At 71.6% G+C, this 20067-nt stretch carries 19 protein-coding genes; 7 read left to right on the forward strand and 12 right to left on the reverse strand.

The genetic code is table 11. The annotated features are described in order from the left end of the window. The first annotated feature begins 115 nt into the window (after positions 1-115). The gene (locus tag OG505_RS26175) at positions 116-1678 is read left to right on the forward strand and encodes an AMP-binding protein (RefSeq protein WP_405428484.1); all 1563 of its coding nucleotides are present in this window, start codon (positions 116-118) and stop codon (positions 1676-1678) included. A 10-nt stretch (positions 1679-1688) separates the two neighbouring features. On the opposite strand, the gene purD is transcribed toward OG505_RS26175, so the two are convergent. The 3 genes from purD to OG505_RS26190 all read right to left on the reverse strand — a co-directional run bounded on the left by purD (position 1689) and on the right by OG505_RS26190 (position 5533). Continuing rightward, on the reverse strand, positions 1689-2939 hold the full coding sequence (gene purD, locus OG505_RS26180; protein ID WP_405428486.1) for a phosphoribosylamine--glycine ligase: 1251 nt from the start codon (positions 2937-2939) through the stop codon (positions 1689-1691). 101 nt (positions 2940-3040) lie between these two features. Beyond that, on the reverse strand, positions 3041-3970 hold the full coding sequence (locus tag OG505_RS26185) for a type IV toxin-antitoxin system AbiEi family antitoxin domain-containing protein (RefSeq protein ID WP_405428488.1): 930 nt from the start codon (positions 3968-3970) through the stop codon (positions 3041-3043). A 273-nt stretch (positions 3971-4243) separates the two neighbouring features. Then, complete coding sequence (locus tag OG505_RS26190; protein ID WP_405428490.1) at positions 4244-5533, reverse strand: adenylosuccinate synthase; 1290 nt, start codon at positions 5531-5533, stop codon at positions 4244-4246. 124 nt (positions 5534-5657) lie between these two features. Here OG505_RS26190 and OG505_RS26195 point away from each other — a divergent pair, with 124 nt between their 5' ends. Both OG505_RS26195 and OG505_RS26200 read left to right on the forward strand, forming a co-directional pair. Beyond that, entirely contained in the window at positions 5658-6710 is a 1053-nt protein-coding gene (locus OG505_RS26195) for a hypothetical protein (RefSeq protein ID WP_405428492.1), read from the forward strand. 71 nt (positions 6711-6781) lie between these two features. After that, positions 6782-9103: a chromosome partitioning protein gene (locus OG505_RS26200; protein ID WP_405428494.1), complete on the forward strand. Its 2322-nt coding sequence runs from the start codon at positions 6782-6784 to the stop codon at positions 9101-9103. Between the two features lie 45 nt (positions 9104-9148). Here the strand turns inward: OG505_RS26200 and OG505_RS26205 are convergent, their stop codons facing one another. Further along, a complete protein-coding gene (locus OG505_RS26205) occupies positions 9149-9577 on the reverse strand; it encodes a DUF3151 domain-containing protein (RefSeq protein ID WP_266247783.1) in 429 nt (142 codons plus the stop codon). Between the two features lie 247 nt (positions 9578-9824). On the opposite strand from OG505_RS26205, the gene OG505_RS26210 reads away from it, so the two are divergent. After that, positions 9825-11018, forward strand: coding sequence for an LOG family protein (locus OG505_RS26210; protein WP_405428496.1), 1194 nt, complete (start codon positions 9825-9827; stop codon positions 11016-11018). A 126-nt stretch (positions 11019-11144) separates the two neighbouring features. Here OG505_RS26210 and fbaA read toward each other — a convergent pair whose 3' ends face one another. After that, the gene (gene fbaA, locus OG505_RS26215) at positions 11145-12170 is read right to left on the reverse strand and encodes a class II fructose-bisphosphate aldolase (protein ID WP_405428498.1); all 1026 of its coding nucleotides are present in this window, start codon (positions 12168-12170) and stop codon (positions 11145-11147) included. 136 nt (positions 12171-12306) lie between these two features. Further along, the gene (locus OG505_RS26220; RefSeq protein ID WP_405428500.1) at positions 12307-12690 is read right to left on the reverse strand and encodes a phage holin family protein; all 384 of its coding nucleotides are present in this window, start codon (positions 12688-12690) and stop codon (positions 12307-12309) included. A gap of 122 nt (positions 12691-12812) precedes the next feature. On the opposite strand from OG505_RS26220, the gene OG505_RS26225 reads away from it, so the two are divergent. Beyond that, positions 12813-13025: a hypothetical protein gene (locus tag OG505_RS26225; RefSeq protein WP_405428502.1), complete on the forward strand. Its 213-nt coding sequence runs from the start codon at positions 12813-12815 to the stop codon at positions 13023-13025. Between the two features lie 4 nt (positions 13026-13029). On the opposite strand, the gene OG505_RS26230 is transcribed toward OG505_RS26225, so the two are convergent. After that, positions 13030-14094, reverse strand: a complete 1065-nt coding sequence (locus tag OG505_RS26230; protein ID WP_405428504.1) for an LCP family protein — start codon at positions 14092-14094, stop codon at positions 13030-13032. Then, complete coding sequence (locus OG505_RS26235; RefSeq protein WP_405428506.1) at positions 14091-14576, reverse strand: SigE family RNA polymerase sigma factor; 486 nt, start codon at positions 14574-14576, stop codon at positions 14091-14093. The genes OG505_RS26230 and OG505_RS26235 overlap by 4 nt, the downstream gene beginning before the upstream one ends. Before the next feature lie 180 nt (positions 14577-14756). On the opposite strand from OG505_RS26235, the gene OG505_RS26240 reads away from it, so the two are divergent. Next, positions 14757-16316: an LPXTG cell wall anchor domain-containing protein gene (locus OG505_RS26240; RefSeq protein ID WP_405428508.1), complete on the forward strand. Its 1560-nt coding sequence runs from the start codon at positions 14757-14759 to the stop codon at positions 16314-16316. Between the two features lie 138 nt (positions 16317-16454). Then, positions 16455-17276, forward strand: a complete 822-nt coding sequence (locus tag OG505_RS26245) for a DedA family protein (protein WP_405428510.1) — start codon at positions 16455-16457, stop codon at positions 17274-17276. Positions 17277-17445: 169 nt separating this feature from the next. On the opposite strand, the gene OG505_RS26250 is transcribed toward OG505_RS26245, so the two are convergent. The 4 genes from OG505_RS26250 to OG505_RS26265 all read right to left on the reverse strand — a co-directional run bounded on the left by OG505_RS26250 (position 17446) and on the right by OG505_RS26265 (position 20064). Further along, positions 17446-17823, reverse strand: a complete 378-nt coding sequence (locus OG505_RS26250) for a helix-turn-helix transcriptional regulator (protein ID WP_007454255.1) — start codon at positions 17821-17823, stop codon at positions 17446-17448. A gap of 57 nt (positions 17824-17880) precedes the next feature. After that, a complete protein-coding gene (gene pyrE / locus OG505_RS26255) occupies positions 17881-18420 on the reverse strand; it encodes an orotate phosphoribosyltransferase (RefSeq protein ID WP_405428513.1) in 540 nt (179 codons plus the stop codon). A gap of 158 nt (positions 18421-18578) precedes the next feature. Beyond that, complete coding sequence (locus tag OG505_RS26260; protein ID WP_405428515.1) at positions 18579-19388, reverse strand: SDR family NAD(P)-dependent oxidoreductase; 810 nt, start codon at positions 19386-19388, stop codon at positions 18579-18581. Between the two features lie 10 nt (positions 19389-19398). Then, the gene (locus OG505_RS26265) at positions 19399-20064 is read right to left on the reverse strand and encodes a hypothetical protein (RefSeq protein WP_405428517.1); all 666 of its coding nucleotides are present in this window, start codon (positions 20062-20064) and stop codon (positions 19399-19401) included. Positions 20065-20067: the final 3 nt, after the last annotated feature.

Below are 20067 nucleotides of genomic sequence, written 5' to 3' on the forward strand. Positions count from 1 at the left end.
CCCCATGCCGATGCTGGCTGGGCCTGGTTCCGCGTCGGGTGCATGATCAAGGAAGACGCCCTGCCGGACGGGAGCTACCTGCCTGTCCGCGCACCACCCGAAGGAGGTCTGCGGCATGGACCTGCCGTTCGTCGTCGCCACGCTGACCCGGCGCGGCCTGCTCACCCCGGGCCGCCCGATCCGGATCGCCTCGCAGCTCAACGCGTTGCGCACCTGGGGGTGGAGTCTCGCCGGCGAACTACGCCAGGCAGCCGCCCGAGACCCTGGCCGACCGGCGATCATCGACGAGGACGGCGTCGAGGTGACCTACCAGACGCTCCTCGACCGGGCCGAACGCATGGCCCGGTCGATGCGGTCCGGGCTCGGCGTACAAGCCGGCGACCGGATCGGCGTGCTGTGCCGCAACCACCACGGGCTGATCGAGACCATCGTCGCGGCGACCCTGCTCGGCGTCGACGCGGTCCTGGTCAACACCGGGCTCTCCGCCGCCCAACTGACCACCGTCGCCGAGGAGCAGCGGCTACGGCTGCTGGTGCACGACGACGAGTTCGCCGAACGGGTCCTCGGCCTCCCCGCCGAGCTGCCCCGCCTCGACGAACGCGCCCGCGAGGAGCTGGTGGCCGGAGCGCTGCCCGGCGAGCTGCACCCGCCGGAGCGCGACGGCCGGATCATCGTGCTCACGTCGGGCACCACCGGCGCGCCCAAGGGCGCCCGCCGGCCCACACCCAGCGGTTTCGGGCCGCTCGTGTCCATCATCGACCGCATCCCGCTGCACGCCAGGGACCGGGTGCTGATCGCCGCCCCGATCTTCCACACCTGGGGGTTCGCCGCCCTGCAGGTGTGCTTCGCGTTGCGGGCCACCATCGTGCTGCACCGCCGCTTCGACCCGGCCGCCACGCTCGCCGCCCTGGTGGCACACCGCTGCGACGCCCTCTTCGCCGTACCCGTGATGCTCCAACGGCTGCTGGAAGTGCCCGCACCGGACCCGCTCCCCCCGCTCAAGGTCGTCGCGGTCAGCGGATCGGCACTGCCGGGCGGGCTCGCCCCGAAGTTCATGGACGTGTACGGAGACGTCCTCTACAACCTCTACGGCTCCACCGAGGTCTCCTGGGCGTCCATCGCCGGCCCCGCGGACCTGCGCCAGGCACCCACCGCGGCCGGCCGACCGCCGCACGGCACCCGCCTGGAAATCCTCGACGCCGACGGCCAGCCGATACCGGAAGGTCGGGTCGGCCGCATCTTCGTCGGCAACGAGATGCTCTTCGAGGGCTACACCTCCGGTGTCAGCCGGGAGACCCGCGATGGCCTGCTCGACACCGGCGACCTCGGCAGACTCAACGCCGACGGACTGCTCTTCGTCGACGGCCGGGCCGACGACATGATCGTCTCCGGCGGCGAGAACGTGTTCCCGTCCGAGGTGGAGGACCTGCTCGCCCAACTACCGCAGGTACGCGAGGCCGCCGTGATCGGCGTACCCGATCCCGAGTACGGCCAGCGACTGGCCGCGTTCCTCGCCCTGCACCCCGGCGAGACCCTCGACCCCGAAGCGGTCCGCGAGTACGTCCGGCACTACCTCGCCCGGTTCTCCGTACCCCGGGACGTGGTCTTCGTGAAGTACCTGCCCCGCAACGCCACCGGCAAGGTGCTCGCCCGAGAGCTACGCCGCTACTTCGGCTGACGCGGGAACCTCAGCTCGGGATCGTGATCCGGCCCTCGACCGCGGCGGTGGCGATGTCGGTGCGGTGCTGCGAGCCGGCCAACTCCACCCCGTCCACCAGCGCGTACGCCGCATCCCGGGCGGCAGCCAGGTCGGGGCCGGTGGCCGTACCGCAGAGGACCCGGCCGCCAGCGGACAGCAACGCGCCGTCGCTCGCCCGGCGGGCGGTGCCCGCGTGGATGATGCCCGGCCGATCCGCGCCGGTGATCCCGTCGCCGGTGCGCGGCGCGGCCGGGTAGCCGTGCGCGGCGAGCACCACGGTCACCGCCGCGCCGTCGCGCCAGCTCAGCGGCGGATGCTCGGCGAGTGTGCCGGTGGCCGCCGCGTGCAACAGCCCACCCAGCGGGGTCTCCAGCAGGGCGAGCACGACCTGGGTTTCCGGGTCGCCGAAGCGCGCGTTGAACTCGATCACCCGAGGACCGGCGGCGGTCATCGCGAGGCCCACGTAGAGCAGGCCCGCGAACGGCATGCCCCGACGGCGCAGCTCCGCCAGGGTGGGGTGGACCACGTCGCGCATGACGTCGTCGACCAGGCCGGGCGGGGCCCAGGGCAGCGGCGCGTACGCGCCCATGCCGCCCGTGTTCGGGCCCGTGTCGCCGTCGCCGATCCGCTTGAAGTCCTGTGCGGGCAGCAGCGGCAGCGCCGCCTCGCCGTCGGTGACCACGAACAGGCTGACCTCGGGACCGTCGAGGAACTCCTCGACCACGACTCGGCCGCACTCCGCGGCGTGCGCCAACGCGGCGGACCGGTCGTCGGTCACCACCACGCCCTTGCCGGCGGCCAAGCCGTCGTCCTTCACCACGTACGGGGCGCCGAACTCGTCCAGCGCCCGCGCGGTGGTCTCCTCGTCCGTGCAGACGTACGCCCGGGCGGTCGGCACGCCGGCGGCGGTCATCACGTCCTTGGCGAACGCCTTGGAGCCCTCCAACTGGGCGGCCTCGGCCGACGGGCCGAACACGGCGATTCCCTTGGCGCGTACCGCGTCGGCGACACCGGCGACCAGCGGCGCCTCCGGCCCGATCACCACCAGGTCAGCCGCGGTCTCCACGGCCAGCGCGGCGACAGCGGCCGGGTCGGTCGCGGTGACGGCCCGCAACTCGGCAACCGAGGCGATCCCCGGATTACCAGGCGCGGCAATCAGCGCCGTAACAGCCGGATCGCGTTCCAACCCGAGCGCGAGAGCATGCTCCCGCCCACCACCACCCACCAAGAGAACCCGCACGACGGGCATCCTACTGTCCACCCCACCCACCGCCGCGCATCGCGCCGGTGATCAAGAGATTTGCGTCAAACATCGACGCGTTTCTGACCTAAACTTCTTGATCACCTTCGGTGGGCGGCCGCGATCGCCTCGCGGACCGTGTGAGGGATGCACGCGGGGTGCAGGGTGTCCTGCCAGGTGAAGCGAAGGATCGTCCAGCCGGCGTTGACCAGGCGGTTCTGTCGGCGGCGGTCAGCGAAGGCCGCCTCGGCGGTGCCGTGGGCGTCACGACCATCCGCCTCGGCGATCACCCTCGCGGCACGCCACCCCAGGTCACCGACGCCGAGAAGGTATCCGTCGTCGTCCCGTACCTCCAATTGCAGCGTGTCGGGCGGCACCCGGCCGTCCACGCACCGCAGCCTGGCACGCGTCTCCAACGGCGACTGGGCCCGCCCGTCCGCCTCGACGAGATGACCACGTGCCGCGACCGCTCCCCGTCGGCCCCCGATCAGGCTCGGGATCACCGCCAGCTGCGCGGGGGTGATGCGCCCCTGGTTCAGGGCCGAGTCAAGGACCGAGACAGCCGGGTAACGGTCAACCCGGAGAATGACGTCCGAGACCGTACGGAGCGACGAGGTCGCGCGAACGCCCGCGACCTCGGTGATGTCACCGGAGGCCACGGTCACCTGGTGCACGACGAGCCACGGCGCGAGAGCGCGCTGAGGCCGAGGTCGATCAACCGGCACCGAGACGTGGACCAGAGGGCTTCGGCGGAGACCGGCGATGCCGTGCAACTCCAACGCTGTGTCGAGGACGGCGAACGCGCCCGGGCCCAGCCCGACGACCGCCGCCCGGACGCGTGCCCGCCGCAGCGTCGAATCGCTCACCTCCGCGTCCGGCACGAAGCAGCCGCGCAGCAGCCGCCGCCACCTGCCCGACCGACACAACTGTCGGACCTGGCCCCTGGTCAGACCCGCGCGCAGCGCCTGCGCCAGGGTGACCATCCCGTCCTGCCCGGCCGCGACCTCGCATAGAAGCTGGTGTGGTCCCACACCAACACCCTGCCCACCAACTCAACCCCACCGAAGCCCCTGTGGACAACCCCCCGCCCCCTGTGGATAACCCGCCCACCCGACCTGCCTCTCGCCCGCCGCGCCTCGCCCCGACTCACCTCGGTGATCAAGGGCTTTGCGTCAGATTCGTGCGAGATTTTGACCCAAATCTCTTGATCAACAGGGCGAAGGGGCGACGGGCGACGCGGGCGGCCGGGGGGGGGCCGGGGGCCGGGGGCCGGGTGGGTGGGTGGGTGGGTGGGTGGGTGGGGGTTAGGGGAGGAGGGGGTGTTGGACTACGTTTTCTTCTCGGCCTGGGCCTACGCCGATGACGCTGACCCTCGTCTTGCAGACTTCCTCTACGCGGGCGATGTAGCGGCGGGCGTTCTCCGGCAGCTCGTCGATGGTGCGGGCCTTGGTGATGTCCTCCCACCACCCGTCGAGCTCCTCGTAGATGGGCGTGGCGTGGTGGAAGTCCGTCTGACTCATCGGCATGTCGTCGACGCGCTTGCCGTTGATCTCGTAGCCGACGCAGATCGGCACCTTGGGCAGCCCGGTGAGCACGTCCAGCTTGGTGATGACCAGGTCGGTGACGCCGTTGAGGCGGCAGGCGTACCGGGCCACGACCGCGTCGAACCACCCGCACCGGCGCTCCCGCCCGGTGGTGGTGCCGTACTCCGCGCCGATCTTGCGCAGGTGCGCGCCGTTGGCGTCGAACAGCTCCGTCGGGAACGGCCCCGCGCCGACCCGGGTGGTGTACGCCTTGCTCACCGCGATCACCTGGGTGATCGCGGTCGGCGGGATACCGGCGCCCACGCAGGCGCCACCGGCGGTCGGGTTGGACGACGTCACGAAGGGGTACGTGCCGTGGTCCATGTCGAGCATGGTGGCCTGGGCGCCCTCCAGCAGCACCGTGTCGCCCCGGTCCAGGGCGTCCCAGAGCATGGCCCGGGTCTCGGCGATGTACGGCTTGAGCCGCTCCGCGTACTCCAGGTACTCCTCGACGGTGGCCTCGAGGTCGATCGCCTTGCGGTTGTAGACCTTGAACAGGATCTGGTTCTTCTCGCGCAGGGCGAGTTCCAGCTTCTTGCGCAGGATGCCCGGGTCGAGCAGGTCCTGCAGCCGGATGCCGATCCGGGCGACCTTGTCGCCGTACGCCGGGCCGATGCCCCGACCGGTCGTGCCGATGCGCGACGAGCCGAGATAACGCTCGATCACCCGATCCAGGGCCCGGTGGTGCGGCATGATCAGGTGCGCGTCACCGGAGATCCGCAGCCGGGACACGTCCACGCCCCGCTCGGCGAGACCGTCGATCTCGGCGAGCAGCACCTTCGGGTCGACCACCACGCCGTTGCCGATGACGATCATCGCGCTCGGCGAGAGCGCACCGGAGGGCATCAGGTGCAGCGCGTACTTCTGGCCGTCCGGGGTGATGACCGTGTGCCCGGCGTTGTTGCCGCCGGAGTAGCGCACGACGTAGTCGACCCGCTCACCCAGCAGGTCGGTAACCTTGCCCTTGCCCTCGTCGCCCCACTGAGCGCCGATGAGCACGATCGCTGGCATCTTTTCCGCCTCCAGAAGGCTCGGGTGCCAGGTGGCGACCGGTTGGCGAGCCCGGGGTGTCAGATTAACAAGTAGTGACGGCGCGACCGGCAGGGGTCGCGTCGAGAGGCAGGAGGCTCCTTCCGTGTACGACGTGGTGCTGCTCACCCTCGCATCGGAGCGCGACGCTCCCGGGGGCTGCGGCAGCGGCGGGGCCTGCTGCGGCGGCGCGACCGGAACCGACACCGGCGTCAAGGGGGCTGACGGGGCTGCCGCCGGCACCGACCCCGGCGGGACGCCGGGTGCCGCCGACCGGTGCGCCACCGATCGGCCCCGGGTGCCGGTGCTGGCCTGTGCCGACGCCCTGACCGCCCGGGGCGCCCGGGTGCAGACAGTCACCGCCCGCTCGGACGCGGAGATCGACGCGGTGTTGGCCCAGTTCGACGGTCCGGCCCGCCCGGACGGTCTCACCTGGCCGGATTCGGACGGCAAGACCCGGCTGGTCGTCGCCACGGCGAGCGACGGGCAGTTGCGCGCCGTGCTGCGCCGGCTCGTCCGGCGGTACGCCCCACCGCCGAGTCGCCGTCCGGCTGACCTGCGCGGTGACCGGACCCTGCCCGACCTGCCGCCGGTCGCCGTACTCCCGCTCGACCCGGCGCGCGGCGGCACCCACCGGGACCTGGCCGCGCAGCTCGGGCTGCCCCGCGACCCGGTGGCCGTGGCCGCCGCCGTGTTGGACGGCACGCCACGCCGGCTGGACCTACTGCGCAACGACGGCGGCTCGGTGACCCTGGACGGCGCTCTGCTCGGCGCCGCCGATGACGCGGGTCGCCCGCTGCACTGGCGGGCCCGGGTGGAGGTGGACGACGCCATCCTCACCGACGGCGACGAACCGCTGCTGGCCTGCGCGATCGGCAACGCCGGCGGGTACGCGTCACTCGACGACGTGACGCTGCTGGCCGCGCCGGACCCGACCGACGGCCAGGTCGAGGTCGCGGTGGCCGTCCCGGTGGTCGTCCGCTCGGCGTTGGGACGCAAGCGGGTACGCCTGGAGGTGCGGCGGGCCCGGGGACGGGCCGTGTCGGTGCTGCCCCGGGAGGGAAAGGTGCCCTACCTCGACGACGGCGTCGAGGGTGAGCTGACCCGCAAGCGTTCCTGGTGGATCGAACCGGGTGCCTGGGCGGTCTGGGTGGTCTGACCCCGACTGCGCCGACCGGCCCCGGTCGGCCGGTGGGCCTATCCTCGCAGGAGGACTGGGGAGGAACCGTAATGGACAAGAACGCCGACCGGGCGCAGGTGCCCGGCCAGCAGCCGGTGCCGGAGCGGGACATCGAACCACTCTGGCCGCCGGACCCGGCCGAGCGGGGCGCGGGTGACGTGGTGCCGCCGTGGGCGGCGGTCGCCGAGCAGCGGGGCGGGTCACCGTCGTCCGCGCCGTCGTCGGCCGTCTCGCCGCCGGTGACCGCGCCGCCGACCGGCCGTCCGCCGGTTCCCGGGCAGCCGGGGGCCGCAGCCCTGCCGCCGCCGTCTCCGTCGGACTACCCGTCCCTGACCGGGGCGGTGCCGCCGCCGAGCGGATGGGGAGCCACCGGCCCGAACGGTGCGCGTACGGGCTGGGCACCGGCCCAGCCGAGCTGGCCGCCGGCCGACGCGCCAGCCACTTTGCCCGCGCCGACCGCTTCACCGGCGTCGGCCACTCCGCCCGCGCCTCCCATTCCGTCGACAGCACCGGTTCCGCCCGGGGTGGGTGCCCTCGTCGGGCCAGGTGGTGACACGTCGCCGCCGATCTCCGGCACTCCGGCCACCGGCACGCGGTCGGGGGCCACAGCAGCCGGTGCGGCAGGCACCCCAGCCGGAGCGGCATCCGGCGACGAACACGGTCCAAGTCCGGTCACCGACCCGCCGGCCGCGTCGGGCGGCGTCGACCTGGACCTGCCGTTTTCCCTGGACCGGCCGGTGGCAGCAGCCACGCCCGCCGACCGACCGACCCCGGCAGGCCCGACCACCGCAGGCCCGGTGACGAATCCCAGCACGGCAGGCCCGACCACCGCGGACCCAACCACGACCGGACCAGCCACCGCGGACCCAACCACGACCGGACCAGCCACCTCGGGTCCGTCCCCCGCTGCCGGCCCGGCCACCGTAGGCCCGGCAGCGGCAGGGCCGGTGCCGCAGGCTGGCGGAACAACCGGCGCCGGGGAGGACAGCCCTGCCGTCGGGGCGGCGCGGCCGGCAGCCGAGTCACCCTGGGCGTATCCGCCGCAGCGGCCGGCCAGCCCGCCCCCGTCGGCCGAGGACCAGGCCAGCGTCGCGCCGCCGCCGATTCCCGCGCCGCCCGTTCCACCTCCACCGCCGCCGCCCGCCGTCGACCAGGGCACCGGAGCGGGGCAGACGTACGCCGGCCAGACCTACGCCGGTCAGACGTACTCGCCGACGATTCCCGGCCAGGCCGGCCCGGCGCCGGTCGAGCCGCCGCAGCAGGGCGCGGTGCCGACCCCGCCGCCGGGGCCGTTCCCGCCGTCGCCGGGCTGGTATCCGCCGCCCTGGCAGCAGGGGGCGGCCGCGGTTCCACCGGCGCCGCCTCAGCAGTACCAGGAGACCGACCCGGTGGCGCGGGTGCCGGCCACCGGTTACCCGGACGCCACCTGGACTCCGGAGACCACTGCCGCGCCGACGGCCGAGGACTTCGCGCGCCGCCGGCAGGTACGGCCCGCCGACCCGGTGGCGACCATGGGCGTACGCGCGGTGGTCAACAAGATGGGTCTGCTCCGGCTCTCGCCGGGGCGGCACGAGCAGGAGCTCAAGCGGGACATCGAGATGGTGCGCCGCAACTTCGGTGGGCTGCGGCAGGTGACCGTGGTGAACCCGAAGGGCGGCGCCGGCAAGACCGTGGCCATCCTGCTGCTGGCGATGACGTTCGGGCAGAAGCGTGGCGGCTACGTGCTGGCCTGGGACAACAACGAGACCCAGGGCACGCTCGGCATGCGGGCCCAGCAGGACTTCCACTCCCGAACGGTGCGGGACATGCTGCGCGACCTCGGGCAGTTCCAGGGTGCGCACGGGCGGGTCGGCGACCTGTCGCAGTACGTCCGCTCGCAGGGCGAGGGGATGTTCGACGTCCTGGCCTCGGACGAGTCGGCGACCGGTGGCGAGATGCTGACCGCAGCCGCGTTCGCCGAGATCCGCGAGGTGGTCAGCCGGTTCTACAAGCTGATCTTCGTGGACACCGGGAACAACGTGCGGGCGCAGAACTGGCAGGCGTCGATGGACGCCACCGACCAGCTCGTGGTCACCATGTCGGCCCGTAACGACTCGGCCGAGACCGCCGCCCGGATGCTCGACCACCTGGAGCAGAGCGGCCGGCAACGGCTGGTCCGGCAGGCGGTGACGGTGGTGTCGATGCCGCCGTCGCGCAAGGAGATCGACCTTCCGGCCATCCAGGAGCACTTCGCGGCCCGGACCAGGGCGGTGCTGCTGGCACCGTACGAGCGGCTCATCGACAGCGGCGAGCCGATCCGGTACGGCGGGCTCTCCTCGGCCACCCGCGACGCCTGGTTGAAGATCGCCGCCGCGGTCGCCGAAGGGTTGTAGCCCGTCGAAGGCCGGCCCGGAGTCGGGCCGGCCTTCGACGCGGTGTCAGTTGCTGGCCAGCGCGTCCGCCGCAGCCGGGTCGCAGTCGCGCAGGAACTGGGCGCAGCGGGCCGCCTCGTCGGCCTCGCCGATCTCGTCGGCGGCCCGGGAGAGCACGTACAGGCAGCGGAGGAAACCCCGGTTGGGCTCGTGCGACCACGGCACGGGCCCGTGGCCCTTCCAGCCGCTGCGGCGGAGCTGGTCCAGGCCACGGTGGTAGCCGGTGCGGGCGTACGCGTACCCCGTCACCACCGCACCGGCCGCGAACGCCCGGGCCGCGAGCGCGCCCCAGGCCGCACTGAAGGTCGGGAAGCGGGCCGCCACCTCGGCGAACGCCTCGTCGGTGCCAGCCTCCTGGGCGGCGGCCAGGGCGGCGTCGGCCTCGTCGTTCGCGGGCAGGAGGGTGGCCGGTGGCTCCGGCAAAAGGTTCTGCATCGCCCCATTCAACCCGCTGGACAGGGCGACACGCGAGCGGGTCGGCCGACGCGTTCCGCTGAACGGCTGAGGAGTTCATCACGCCTGCGGCCTATGCCGCCGCCAGGTGTTTTCCATTACAACTAATGGTCCGGAGCCTCCCCAGGAACCGGTTACGCAGGAGCCCGGTGGCCACGACCACCGGGCTCCTGTCGCTTCCACCCCGCCCGGGGTTTGGCGGGCCTCACCCAAGGGGCAGGATGGCCGGGTGCCGACCCCACCTCCCAGCGACGTCATCGAGCCCCACCTGCACGCCGACGAGATCCAGACCCGGGACGAGTTCGACCGGCGACTGGTCACCGGCCGCCTGACCGGGCTGACCGTGCAGGGCCTGCGCCTCGACCTCGCCCCGGTGCCCGACCTGACCGGCGTCGAGGTCACCGGCACGCTCTTCGTCGGCTGCCGGTTCGCCTCCCGGGAGGTCGGCGCCGACCTGGTCCGGCGCGGCGCGAACGTGGTGCCACCGTTCTCCGGGCTGCCGTACCCGACCCAGCCGTCGCACCTCTACACGCCGGACGACCTGGCCGCCGGGTTCGCCGAGGGCGGGTTCACCGGGATGTACGACACCCGGGTGTACGAGCACTACCGGGCGCACGGTGGAGCACTGCCGGACGTGAAGGAGGCGCTCGGTCAGCGGCTGCACGACCATGGCGTGGACAACGCGCTCGCCGACGCCACCCGCGCCTGGCTGGGCGGGTACGGGCCGCAGTCGGTGGTGGGCATCATGGGCGGTCACGCGGTGCGGCGCGGCAGTGCGGCGTACCGGATGGCGGCCGTGCTGGGGTGGGAGCTGGCGCGGGCCGACCGGCTGGTGGTGACCGGCGGCGGTCCCGGGGTGATGGAGGCGGCGAACCTCGGCGCGTACCTGGCGGACCGGCCGGCGGCGGACCTGACCGCCGCGATCGACCTGCTGGCCGCCGCGCCCGACTTCACCGACCACCACCGGTACACGGCGGTGGCGTTGACGGTCCGGCAGCGGTACGCGGGCGTGCCCCGCCAGCGCGCCGGGGACGCCGGATGGGCGCGGGCCGGAGGGCTGGCCATCCCGACCTGGTTGTACGGGCACGAGCCGGCGAACCTGTTCGCCGGGCGGATCGCCAAGTACTTCTCGAACGCGATCCGGGAGGACACCATCCTGCGGCTCGCCCGGGGCGGCATCGTCTTCGCGCCGGGTCGGGCGGGCACGGTGCAGGAGGTGTTCCAGGCGGCCACCAAGACCTACTACGGCACCGACGGGGCCAGCGGCGCGTACATCTTCCTGGACCGTGACTATTGGACGCGGGAGTTGCCGGTGGAGGCGCTGCTGCGCCCGCTGCTGGCCGCCTCCCCGTTCGGCGACCTGTCGTCGACGATCCACCTCACCGACGACGTCCACGAGGCCGTCCAGCTGCTGACAACTTAAGGAAGGGCACCTTCTTAACGCCTGGTGCATAGGAAGGGCACCTTCCTAACATCGGCGGGGCGGTCGCGCGCGGGAACGACGACGGCCGGCTCCCCGAGGGGAAGCCGGCCGTCGGTGGAGCGTCGTTTACTTGGCCGTCGTGGTGCCGGTGGAGCGCAGGTGCTCGCACGCCTCGACGACCCGGGCGGCCAGGCCGGCCTCGGCGGCCTTGCCCCAGGTACGCGGGTCGTACTGCTTCTTGTTGCCGACCTCGCCGTCGATCTTCAGCACGCCGTCGTAGTTGCGGAGCATGTGGTCCGCGACGGGGCGGGTGAAGGCGTACTGCGTGTCGGTGTCGATGTTCATCTTCACCACGCCGTAGTCGAGAGCCTCGCGGATCTCGCTCAGCAGGGAGCCCGAGCCGCCGTGGAAGACCAGGCTGAGCGGCTTGTCCTTGCCGTACTTGGCGCCGACCGCCTCCTGGATCTGGTTGAGGATCTCGGGGCGGAGCTTGACGTTGCCCGGCTTGTAGACGCCGTGCACGTTGCCGAAGGTCAGCGCCGCCATGTAGCGGCCCTTCTCGCCCAGGCCGAGCGCCTCGACCATGGCCAGGCCGTCCTCGACGGTGGTGTAAAGCTTGTCGTTGATGGCGTTCTCGACGCCGTCCTCCTCGCCACCGACGACGCCGACCTCGATCTCGAGGACGATCTTGCCCTTGGCGGCCTCGTCGAGGAGCTGGGAGGCGATCTGCAGGTTCTCGGCGACCGGCACGGCCGACCCGTCCCACATGTGCGACTGGAAGAGCGGCTCCTGGCCGTTCTTCACCCGCTCCTGCGAGATGCCCATCAGCGGCCGGACGAACCCGTCCAGCTTGTCCTTCGGGCAGTGGTCGGTGTGCAGCGCGATGTTGACCGGGTACTTCTTGGCCACCTCGTGCGCGTACGCGGCGAACGCCACCGCGCCGGTGACCATGTCCTTGATCGAGGGACCGGACAGGTATTCGGCACCACCGGTGGAGACCTGGATGATGCCGTCGCTCTCCGCGTCGGCGAAGCCCTTGAGCGCCGCGTTCAGCGTCTGGGAGGAGGTCACGTTGATCGCGGGGTACGCGTACCGGCCAGCCTTGGCGCGGTCCAGCATCTCCGCGTAGGCCTCGGGGGAAGCGATGGGCATGTGATGCGCTCCTTATTTACCACTCTCGGCCGTGCTGGCCGCTGTTGTTCACTTGTGCGCCGGACCGCGCTGTCCTCCACCCGGCAGTATCCCGCAGGTGTGGTGGGCAGGACCAACCGAGGGGGGTGTCAGCCGCTCACCGGGTGTCCAGGCGGTCCGGCACGATGACGCTGATCAGCCAGGTGACCACGGTCATCACGATCGCTCCCCAGAACGCCGCCCAGAAGCCGTCCACTCGGAACGGCAGGTCGAGCCCGCGGGCGATCCGGTCGGTGAGCAGGAAGAGCAGCGCGTTGACGACGAGCGCGAACAGGCCCAGGGTCAGCAGGTAGAACACGCAGCCGACCACCCGGATGATCGGCTTGAGCACCGCGTTGATCACGCCGAAGATGAGCGCCACCACGATCAGCGTGAGCACGGTGTCGCCACCCGAACGTCCGTGCACGTCGACGCCGGGCACGATCAGCGTGGTCACCCACAACGCGACCGCGGTGATCGCCAGTCGGATGAGGAAGCCCACGGCACCATCCTGGCATCGGCTCGCGCCATCATGGGTTGATTCCGCCGACTCGGCTTCCGCGCGCGGCGTCGACGCAGCCCGTACGGTGGTGAGAATCGTGCCCCGAGAACCCGGGAGGGACCATGGGTCAGCCCGATGAGGACTTCATCCCCGGCGACCACCTCGCCGCGGACGAACGCGACCCCGAGGCGGAGCCGGCCGACGCGGTCGAGCAAGCCACCATGGTCGACCCGGCCCACGTCGACGTCGAGCCGCAGCGCGGCATGGAGGTCGACGACTGGGACGCCATGGAGCAGGCCCGGGTGGTCACCGGGGACGAGGACGACTACCGCTGACCGCTCAGCGAGCTTCGTCGACCAGCTTCGGGTGGCGGGCCGTCCAGTCGCCGAGCCGGTCCTCCCGCAGCGCGGTCAGGAACTCCGGCGCGAGCTTCGGGTCGGTTCGCAGGTAGCGGTCCTCCCCGGTCGGCCGGGCGATCGGCAGGCCGATCCCGACCGGCTCCACCGATCGCAGCGTGGGGGCGAGCCGCAGCAGGTCCAGCAAGGCCCCCCGGTCGGGTGACACGACGAGGTCCGGGCCGACGGTGGTCAGCAGCTTGGCGAGGCGTACCGGATCGGTGAGCACGCCCTGGTCGGTGGTCTGGCGGACCAGCCCGGCGGCGAAGAGCCGGGCGTTGCGCTCCCGGTCCTGACTTCCCTCGGGCAGACCGTAGCGCTGGCGGAGCAGGTCGACCGACGCGGCGCCGTCGAGACGTTGGCAGCCGGCCGGGAAGACCCGCTTCGTGTGGACGGAGCGCACCCGCTCGGGCAGGCAGGCCGGTACCCCGCCGAGGGCGTCGGTCAGCGAGCGCACCGCGCGGTACGTCAGCACCACGCCAGCGTCCACCCGGACCCCGGTCAGCTCGGCCACCGTACGACGAGTCAGCTCGTACCCCTTGGTCATCTCGGGGCGGGTGAACCCGGCGCCGAACGAAAACGCGGTGTTCAGCTTGTCGGTTCCCTGGCCCGGAATCGACACCTTCAGGTCTCGCGGCAGTGACACCAGGTAGGGGCGACTGCGGTCGGCCGGGATGTGCACCAACAGCACCGCGTCCGCGCGTGCCGCCGTCTGGCCGTCGCCGTCGATCCCGAGCAGCAGAATGTTCAGCGCGCCGGTCGGCGCTGGTCGACCCGACTCACCGAGCAGTTCGGCGGTCGGCGGCGGCCCCGCGCGCTCCGGAGTCAGCAGGGGCACCCCGAGCCCCAGCACCCCGAGCAGGGCCAGCGCGGTGCCACCGGCCTGCCAGCGGCGACGGCGTCGACGCCGTCCGATCGCCAGCCGGTCGATGGCGGCCCGCAGCGGGCCGGTCGGCGGCGTCAGCGGCTCGTGCTGGGCGAAGGCAGCCCGCAGGTCATCCTCGATCATGAGCGAACCTCCACATACTCGGTCCGGAGCGTGGCCAGTGCCCGGGAGATGGACGAACGTACGGTCCCGACGGCGCAGCCGAGAATGTCGGCGATCTCGGCGTCGGGTAGGTCCTCGTAGTAGCGCAGCACGAGGGTGGCGCGCTGCCGGCGCGGCAGCCGGGACAGCCACGTCCAGATCTGGTCCCGGTCCACGGCGGACTGGGCGTGGTCGACCGACGCCGGCAGGGAATCGTCGGGCTCGCCGCGCAGCAGCACCCGGCGCATCCACGAGCCGCGCTTCCAGTCGACGTACTGGTTGGTGAGCATCCGGCGCACGTACCGCTCGGGCGAGTCCGCGCGGACGACCCGTCGCCAGTTGAGCTGGACTCGAACCATCGTCTCCTGGACCAGATCCTGTGCCTGGTGCGGATCGCCGGTGAGCATCACCGCGTACCGCAGCAGCGGGGCAAGTCGCATGTCCGCGAACTCCTCGTACGTCACTGCACCTCCTGAGGTCCTGCCTCAGATGACGGGAGCGGACGGGCGGAACGTTGCGGTGACCGCGATCAACCTTTCGGCCCGTCTTGCCGACCGGGCGGTGATCAGGGGCGGCGGTGAACCTTAGCGGTTCCTTAAGATCCGCAGGCTGCACCTGAATCCCCCACTTGGAGGAATCCCCTCATGCTCACCCACTCCACCCGGCGTTGGCTCGCCGGTCTGGGCGTCGCAGGCGCGTTCGTCGCCGCCTCCGCCAGCCCGGCCCTCGCCGCTCCAGCAGCCGAGTTCGACATGTTCTTCGAGGACGTCACCGTCGCTGCGGATTCGCCCGGCGTCGTTCGGTCGCCGTCGCTCTACAGCAGCGAGTCCGCCGTCCTCAACGAGGTTTCGGTCCGCTACGACTACGGCAGCCTGGCCGGCAAGGTCACCCTGGCCGGCGAGCGCGCCGATGAGTGCGAGGCCGACGGCGCGGGAGTGCTGCTCTGCCGTGAGTCGTTCCCGGTCGCCGTCGACGAGCTGTACGGCGGCTTCCTGGGCTCGGTCGTCATCGCGCCGACCGACAAGGCGGCCAACGGCGACACCGGTGCGCTGAAGATCAGCATCAAGGCCGCCAACAAGCAGATCGCGGACTACACCTCCCGCATCCGGATCGGTGAGGGCGTGGACCTCGCAGGCGGGCCGGACACCACGGTGACGGCGGCACCCGGCGGCAAGTTCCAGGCCCCGTTGACGGTGCTCAACGCCGGCACGACCGAGGTCGACGGCGTCGTGGTCATGTTCGACAGCGACTACAGCATCCGGACCAAGGAGCGGTTCGACAACTGCCTCTACGTCGAGGACTTCCTGCTTGCCTGCGAGTTTGACGAGAAGATCCCAGCTGGCCAGAGCGTCACGGCTGCCCTCAACTACGAGTTGGCGACCGACACGTACGCGCCGGGGCGCGAGCACAGCAGCGCCTGGTTCATGACTCCGGCCGACTTCGAGGACCTTCTCGGCGTCCGCGAGGAGGCCGGCGCAGAGAAGGCTCGGCGCGGCACCGGCAAGACGCTGTCCCTGGAGGCGGTGCCCTCCAAGCAGAGGCGCGCCGTGCAGACCGACACCGACCCCAACAACAACTTCAGCGGACTGACGGTCGACGTCACCGGCAAGAACGGGGCCGACCTGGAGGCGATCGGCGCCACGCTCACCGGCAAGAAGGGCGCGGTGGTGACCGCCCCGCTCGGCTTCCGCAACAACGGTCCGGCGACGCTGGACTACCTCCGCAGCCAGGCCGACGTGACCTTCGTCGACGTGACGGTCCCGAAGGGCACCACCGCCGTGGAGGTGCCGTTCGAGTGCGCACCGCGGACCGGCAACGACGCCGAGTGGGAGGAGGCCGGCACCCCGGGTGCCGCCGCCTACCGCTGCTACCCGGGTCCGTTCGCCCCGGCCGGCGAGGAGCTGACCGGCGAGTTCAAGTTCCGGATCGACAAGGTCATCGCCAACGCCACCGGCGCGGTCAAGGTCAACGTGCCGTGCGAGTGCGATGGTGGCTTCTACGAGGACCTGAAGCCGGCCAATGACACCGCCAAGATCCTGGTGAACGCGGCCGACGGTCAGGGCGGCGGCGAGGGTGACGGTGGCGCGCTGCCGATCACCGGTCAGTCGACCGGCCTGATCGCCGGCCTCGGCGCGCTGCTGCTCGCCGCGGGCGTCGGCGGCTACCTGGTGGCGAAGCGCCGTCGGACCCGCTTCGTCGCCTGATCCAGCCGAGCACTCTGATCCATCCCGTAGCACCGGTGCCCCGTCGACCACGCTGGTCGGCGGGGCACCGTCGTTTACGGCCAGCGAGTGGTAGGGGCCGGTCCGGCGCGGTGCGGGCACCGGGCTTCGGTACCCTTTGTGGCCGTGGACACAGCTGAGAAGACCCGCGCTCTCACGGAGAGCGTCGCCCTGAACCCGCTCGATCCCAAGGACCTGTTGCAGACCTTCGGGCTGGTGGGCGTCTGGGTGATCCTCTTCGCCGAGACCGGCCTGCTGGTGGGCTTCTTCTTCCCCGGCGACTCGCTGCTGTTCCTCGCCGGCGTGGCCGCCTCGCCGGTGGCGGACGCCATCTTCGGTGACGGCACCCGGCTCTCGCTGGCCGGTCTGCTCATCGGCGGGCCGATCTGCGCGATCCTCGGCGCCCAGTTGGGGCACTGGCTCGGCGCGCGGTACGGCCGACGGATGTTCGAGCGACCCAACTCGCGGCTCTTCAAGAAGGAGTACGTCGAGAAGGCCGAGTACTACTTCCAGAAGTTCGGCCCGGCGAAGGCCGTGGTGCTGGCGCGCTTCATCCCGATCGTGCGGACGTTCCTCAACCCGGTCGCCGGGGCGCTGGGCATGCCGGCTCGACAGTTCCTGCTGTGGAACATCGTCGGCGCGGTGCTCTGGGTGGACGGCATCCTGCTGATCGGCTACCTGCTGGCCGACCGGATCTACAAGGCCATCGGCGACAAGATCGACCGCTACATCCTGCCGGTGGTCGCCCTGATCATCCTGATCTCGGTGCTGCCGATCTTCTTCGAGTTCCTGCGTGACCGGCGGGCGCGCAAGCGCGGCGAGGCGGTCGCGGTGGTCGCGGCGGCCAGCGCCGCAGGCGCGGCCGACGCGGTACGCGAGAAGTTCGACCACGACGAGCACCCGCACGACCGTCGGCACCCGGGGCACGGCCAGGAGCGCTGATCCGAGATACGACGACGGCCGGCCCCCTGGTGAGGGGGTCGGCCGTCGGCATGTCAGGCCCGCCCTCCGGCGGTGCGGCCGAGGACGAGCAGGTATCACCTACCGGTGGCGCCACCCCTGGTTCGCCACCGGACACCGCCCCGGCGTGGGACGGTGCGCAGCGCCTATGTCAGCGGGCCTTCTTGGTGGCCCGCTTACGCGGCGGGGTCAGCAGGTCGGCGATCGTCGCGATCGCACTCGGGACCAGCCGGTAGTACGCCCAGACACCGCGCTTCTCCCGCTCCAGCAAGCCGGCCTCGGTGAGGATACGCAGGTGGTGACTGACCGTCGGCTGAGAGAGGCCGAGCGGCGCGGTCAGGTCACAGACGCACGCCTCGCCCTCGGGGGCCGACTGGATCAGGCTGAGCAGCCGCAACCGGGCGGGATCCGCGAGGGCCTTGAGGACCCCCGCGAGACGCTCGGCATCGGCACGTTCGATCGGCTCACCGGCAAGCGGCGAGATCTGAGGCATTGTCATTTCGGCCAACGCAGTTCCCACGTATTCCATCCTTCCACCAGCAGCATCGATCCGCCTGCATATCAGCAGATCCGAATCGGCAAACTTTTACGCCACAAGGCCGAGGTCAGCCAACGTATAGGCCGCCCTGTACGGCAATCCGGCGGCTCGCACCGCGTCGCCGGCGCCTCGATCAACAATAACCGCCACGCCCACGACTTCGGCTCCGGCCTCACGAAGCGCCTCGACAGCGGTCAACACACTTCCGCCCGTTGTGGACGTGTCTTCCACCGCCAACACTCGGCGGCCGGCCACCTCCGGCCCCTCGATCCGTCGCTGCAGACCGTGCGCCTTGCCCGCCTTTCGCACCACAAAGGCGTCGAGGGCGCGGCCGGTCGGAGCGGCGGCGTGCAGCATCGAGAGCGCGACAGGGTCCGCGCCCAGGGTGAGCCCGCCAACGGCCTCGTACTCCCAGTCGGCGGTGAGATCGAGCAGCGCCCGACCGACCAACGGAGCGGCCTGGTGATGGAGCGTGACACGCCGCAGATCGACGTACCAGTCTGCCTCGCGCCCCGAGGAGAGCACGACCCGTCCGTGGACCACAGCCAGGTCGATAATGAATTTACGCAGGTCGTCGTGGTCCCCCATGGCGATAGAGGTTACTGCGCAAGTCTGAACGACGTGTGCACGGCCCTCCCTGGTCAGCCCCGCGAGGAACCGACGGTTGGCGATGTTCGACTACGCTCAGCGACCGATCTGGAGGCGGTGCGCCAACGCCGACGACGGCGTTGGCGGGCTCCGACGGTTCAGTGCTCGTCGCGGCCGATCCGGCTGCGGGTGTCGCGGGCGACCGCCTGGAGCAGCCGGATCGGCGCGTGTCGCAGACCGGCGACCGCCAGCTTGTACTTCCATGCCGGGATGCTGACCAACTTGCCTTTTCGCAGGTCACGTAGGGCGTCGTCGACGACATCCTCGGCTCGCAGCCACAGCCACTCCGGGGTTTTCGACATGTTGATGCCGGCCCGTTCGTGGAATTCGGTGCGGGTGTAGCCGGGGCACAGAGCCATCACCCGGACACCGAATGGGCGTGCCGACTGGCCGACGGACTCGCTGAAATTGGTGACCCACGCCTTGCTGGCCGAGTAGGTCGATCCGGGCATCACCGCGCCAAACCCCGCAACCGAAGAGACATTTATCACTGCCCCATCGCCTCGTGCGGTCATCGGTCGAAGCGCCGCCAGGGTCAGTCGCATGACGGCGTGCACGTTGAGCCGGAGCAGCCGTGCCTCGTCCTCGGCTGTGGAGCGCAGGAACGGCTTGTTCAGGCTGATGCCGGCGTTGTTGACGAGCAGGTGGACGGGGCTGTCGGAAGTCAGCCGCTGCTCGACGGTCGCGCAGCCGTCGTCGGTGGACAGGTCCGCCGACAACGTCTCCACGGCACGACCGTGCCGGGAACCCAACTCCGCGGCCATCTCGCCCAGTCGGCCAGCGTCCCGGGCGACCAGCACCAGATGCCAACCGTCGGCCGCCAGGCGTCGGGCGAAGGCCGCGCCGATGCCGGCGGTGGCGCCGGTGATCAGGGCCCGTCGCTCAGCGGTCGCGCGATCGAGCGTCACGGGCGGGTCCTCACCTGGGCGGGTACGGGGGCGCGGCGGACGCCGGCGGGGGCTGGTGCGATGCGGGCGGAAACGCCTGTGGGGCGGACGGTGTGGTGGGTGACGTGGGGCGGTGTCGACCGAAACAGGCGTTCGCCGCCGGCAGGGTCAGCAGCGTTGCTACCACAAGGTAACCGAGGGCCTGCCCGACCGAAAGCCCGGCGTTGAGCGGGATCCACCAGGACGGGTACGCGTCCGAGATGAGGCCGAGCAGCTCGGCGGTGGCCCGCTCGTCGGCGCCCAGCCGCAGCGGCGCGGCCCGCTCGCCGACGAGCACCGCCACGCTGCAGCAGCCCGCGAGCAGCCCGAGCCCGCAGACCACCCAGGTGGCCACCCGTACGCCACGCCGACCCGTCAGCAGCCCGAGGGCCAGGCCGGCGAGCACGGGCGCGGAGAGGGCCGCCACCACCGCGGTCAGCGCCGCCGACGCGCGCAGCAGGGTCACCACGTCGTCGATCTGCTGCCGGTTCGCCGAGGTGTCCCGAGCGGCAGCCCGGAACGCGTCCACGGTCCGGCCCAGCACCGCCAGGTCGACGACGGTGTACGCGAGCGCGCCCACCGCCATCACCAGCAGCACGGCCGAGGCCAACAGGACCACGGCGGGCCGGCGGGGCGGTGCCGATTCGGGGTACGACACGAC

Origin of the sequence: Micromonospora sp. NBC_00617, from assembly GCF_045161355.1 — a bacterium.
GTDB lineage: Bacteria > Actinomycetota > Actinomycetes > Mycobacteriales > Micromonosporaceae > Micromonospora.

Excerpts from the sequence above, each read along its gene's own strand:
- OG505_RS26225 (WP_405428502.1), top strand. The coding sequence starts at position 12,813 with ATGGGTCAGCCCGATGAGGACTTCATCCCCGGCGACCACCTCGCCGCG.
- OG505_RS26240 (WP_405428508.1), top strand. The coding sequence starts at position 14,757 with ATGCTCACCCACTCCACCCGGCGTTGGCTCGCCGGTCTGGGCGTCGCA.
- OG505_RS26200 (WP_405428494.1), top strand. The coding sequence starts at position 6,782 with ATGGACAAGAACGCCGACCGGGCGCAGGTGCCCGGCCAGCAGCCGGTG.
- OG505_RS26250 (WP_007454255.1), bottom strand. The coding sequence starts at position 17,823 with ATGGAATACGTGGGAACTGCGTTGGCCGAAATGACAATGCCTCAGATC.
- OG505_RS26205 (WP_266247783.1), bottom strand. The coding sequence starts at position 9,577 with ATGCAGAACCTTTTGCCGGAGCCACCGGCCACCCTCCTGCCCGCGAAC.
- OG505_RS26190 (WP_405428490.1), bottom strand. The coding sequence starts at position 5,533 with ATGCCAGCGATCGTGCTCATCGGCGCTCAGTGGGGCGACGAGGGCAAG.
- OG505_RS26175 (WP_405428484.1), top strand. The coding sequence starts at position 116 with ATGGACCTGCCGTTCGTCGTCGCCACGCTGACCCGGCGCGGCCTGCTC.
- OG505_RS26230 (WP_405428504.1), bottom strand. The coding sequence starts at position 14,094 with ATGATCGAGGATGACCTGCGGGCTGCCTTCGCCCAGCACGAGCCGCTG.
- pyrE (WP_405428513.1), bottom strand. The coding sequence starts at position 18,420 with ATGGGGGACCACGACGACCTGCGTAAATTCATTATCGACCTGGCTGTG.
- fbaA (WP_405428498.1), bottom strand. The coding sequence starts at position 12,170 with ATGCCCATCGCTTCCCCCGAGGCCTACGCGGAGATGCTGGACCGCGCC.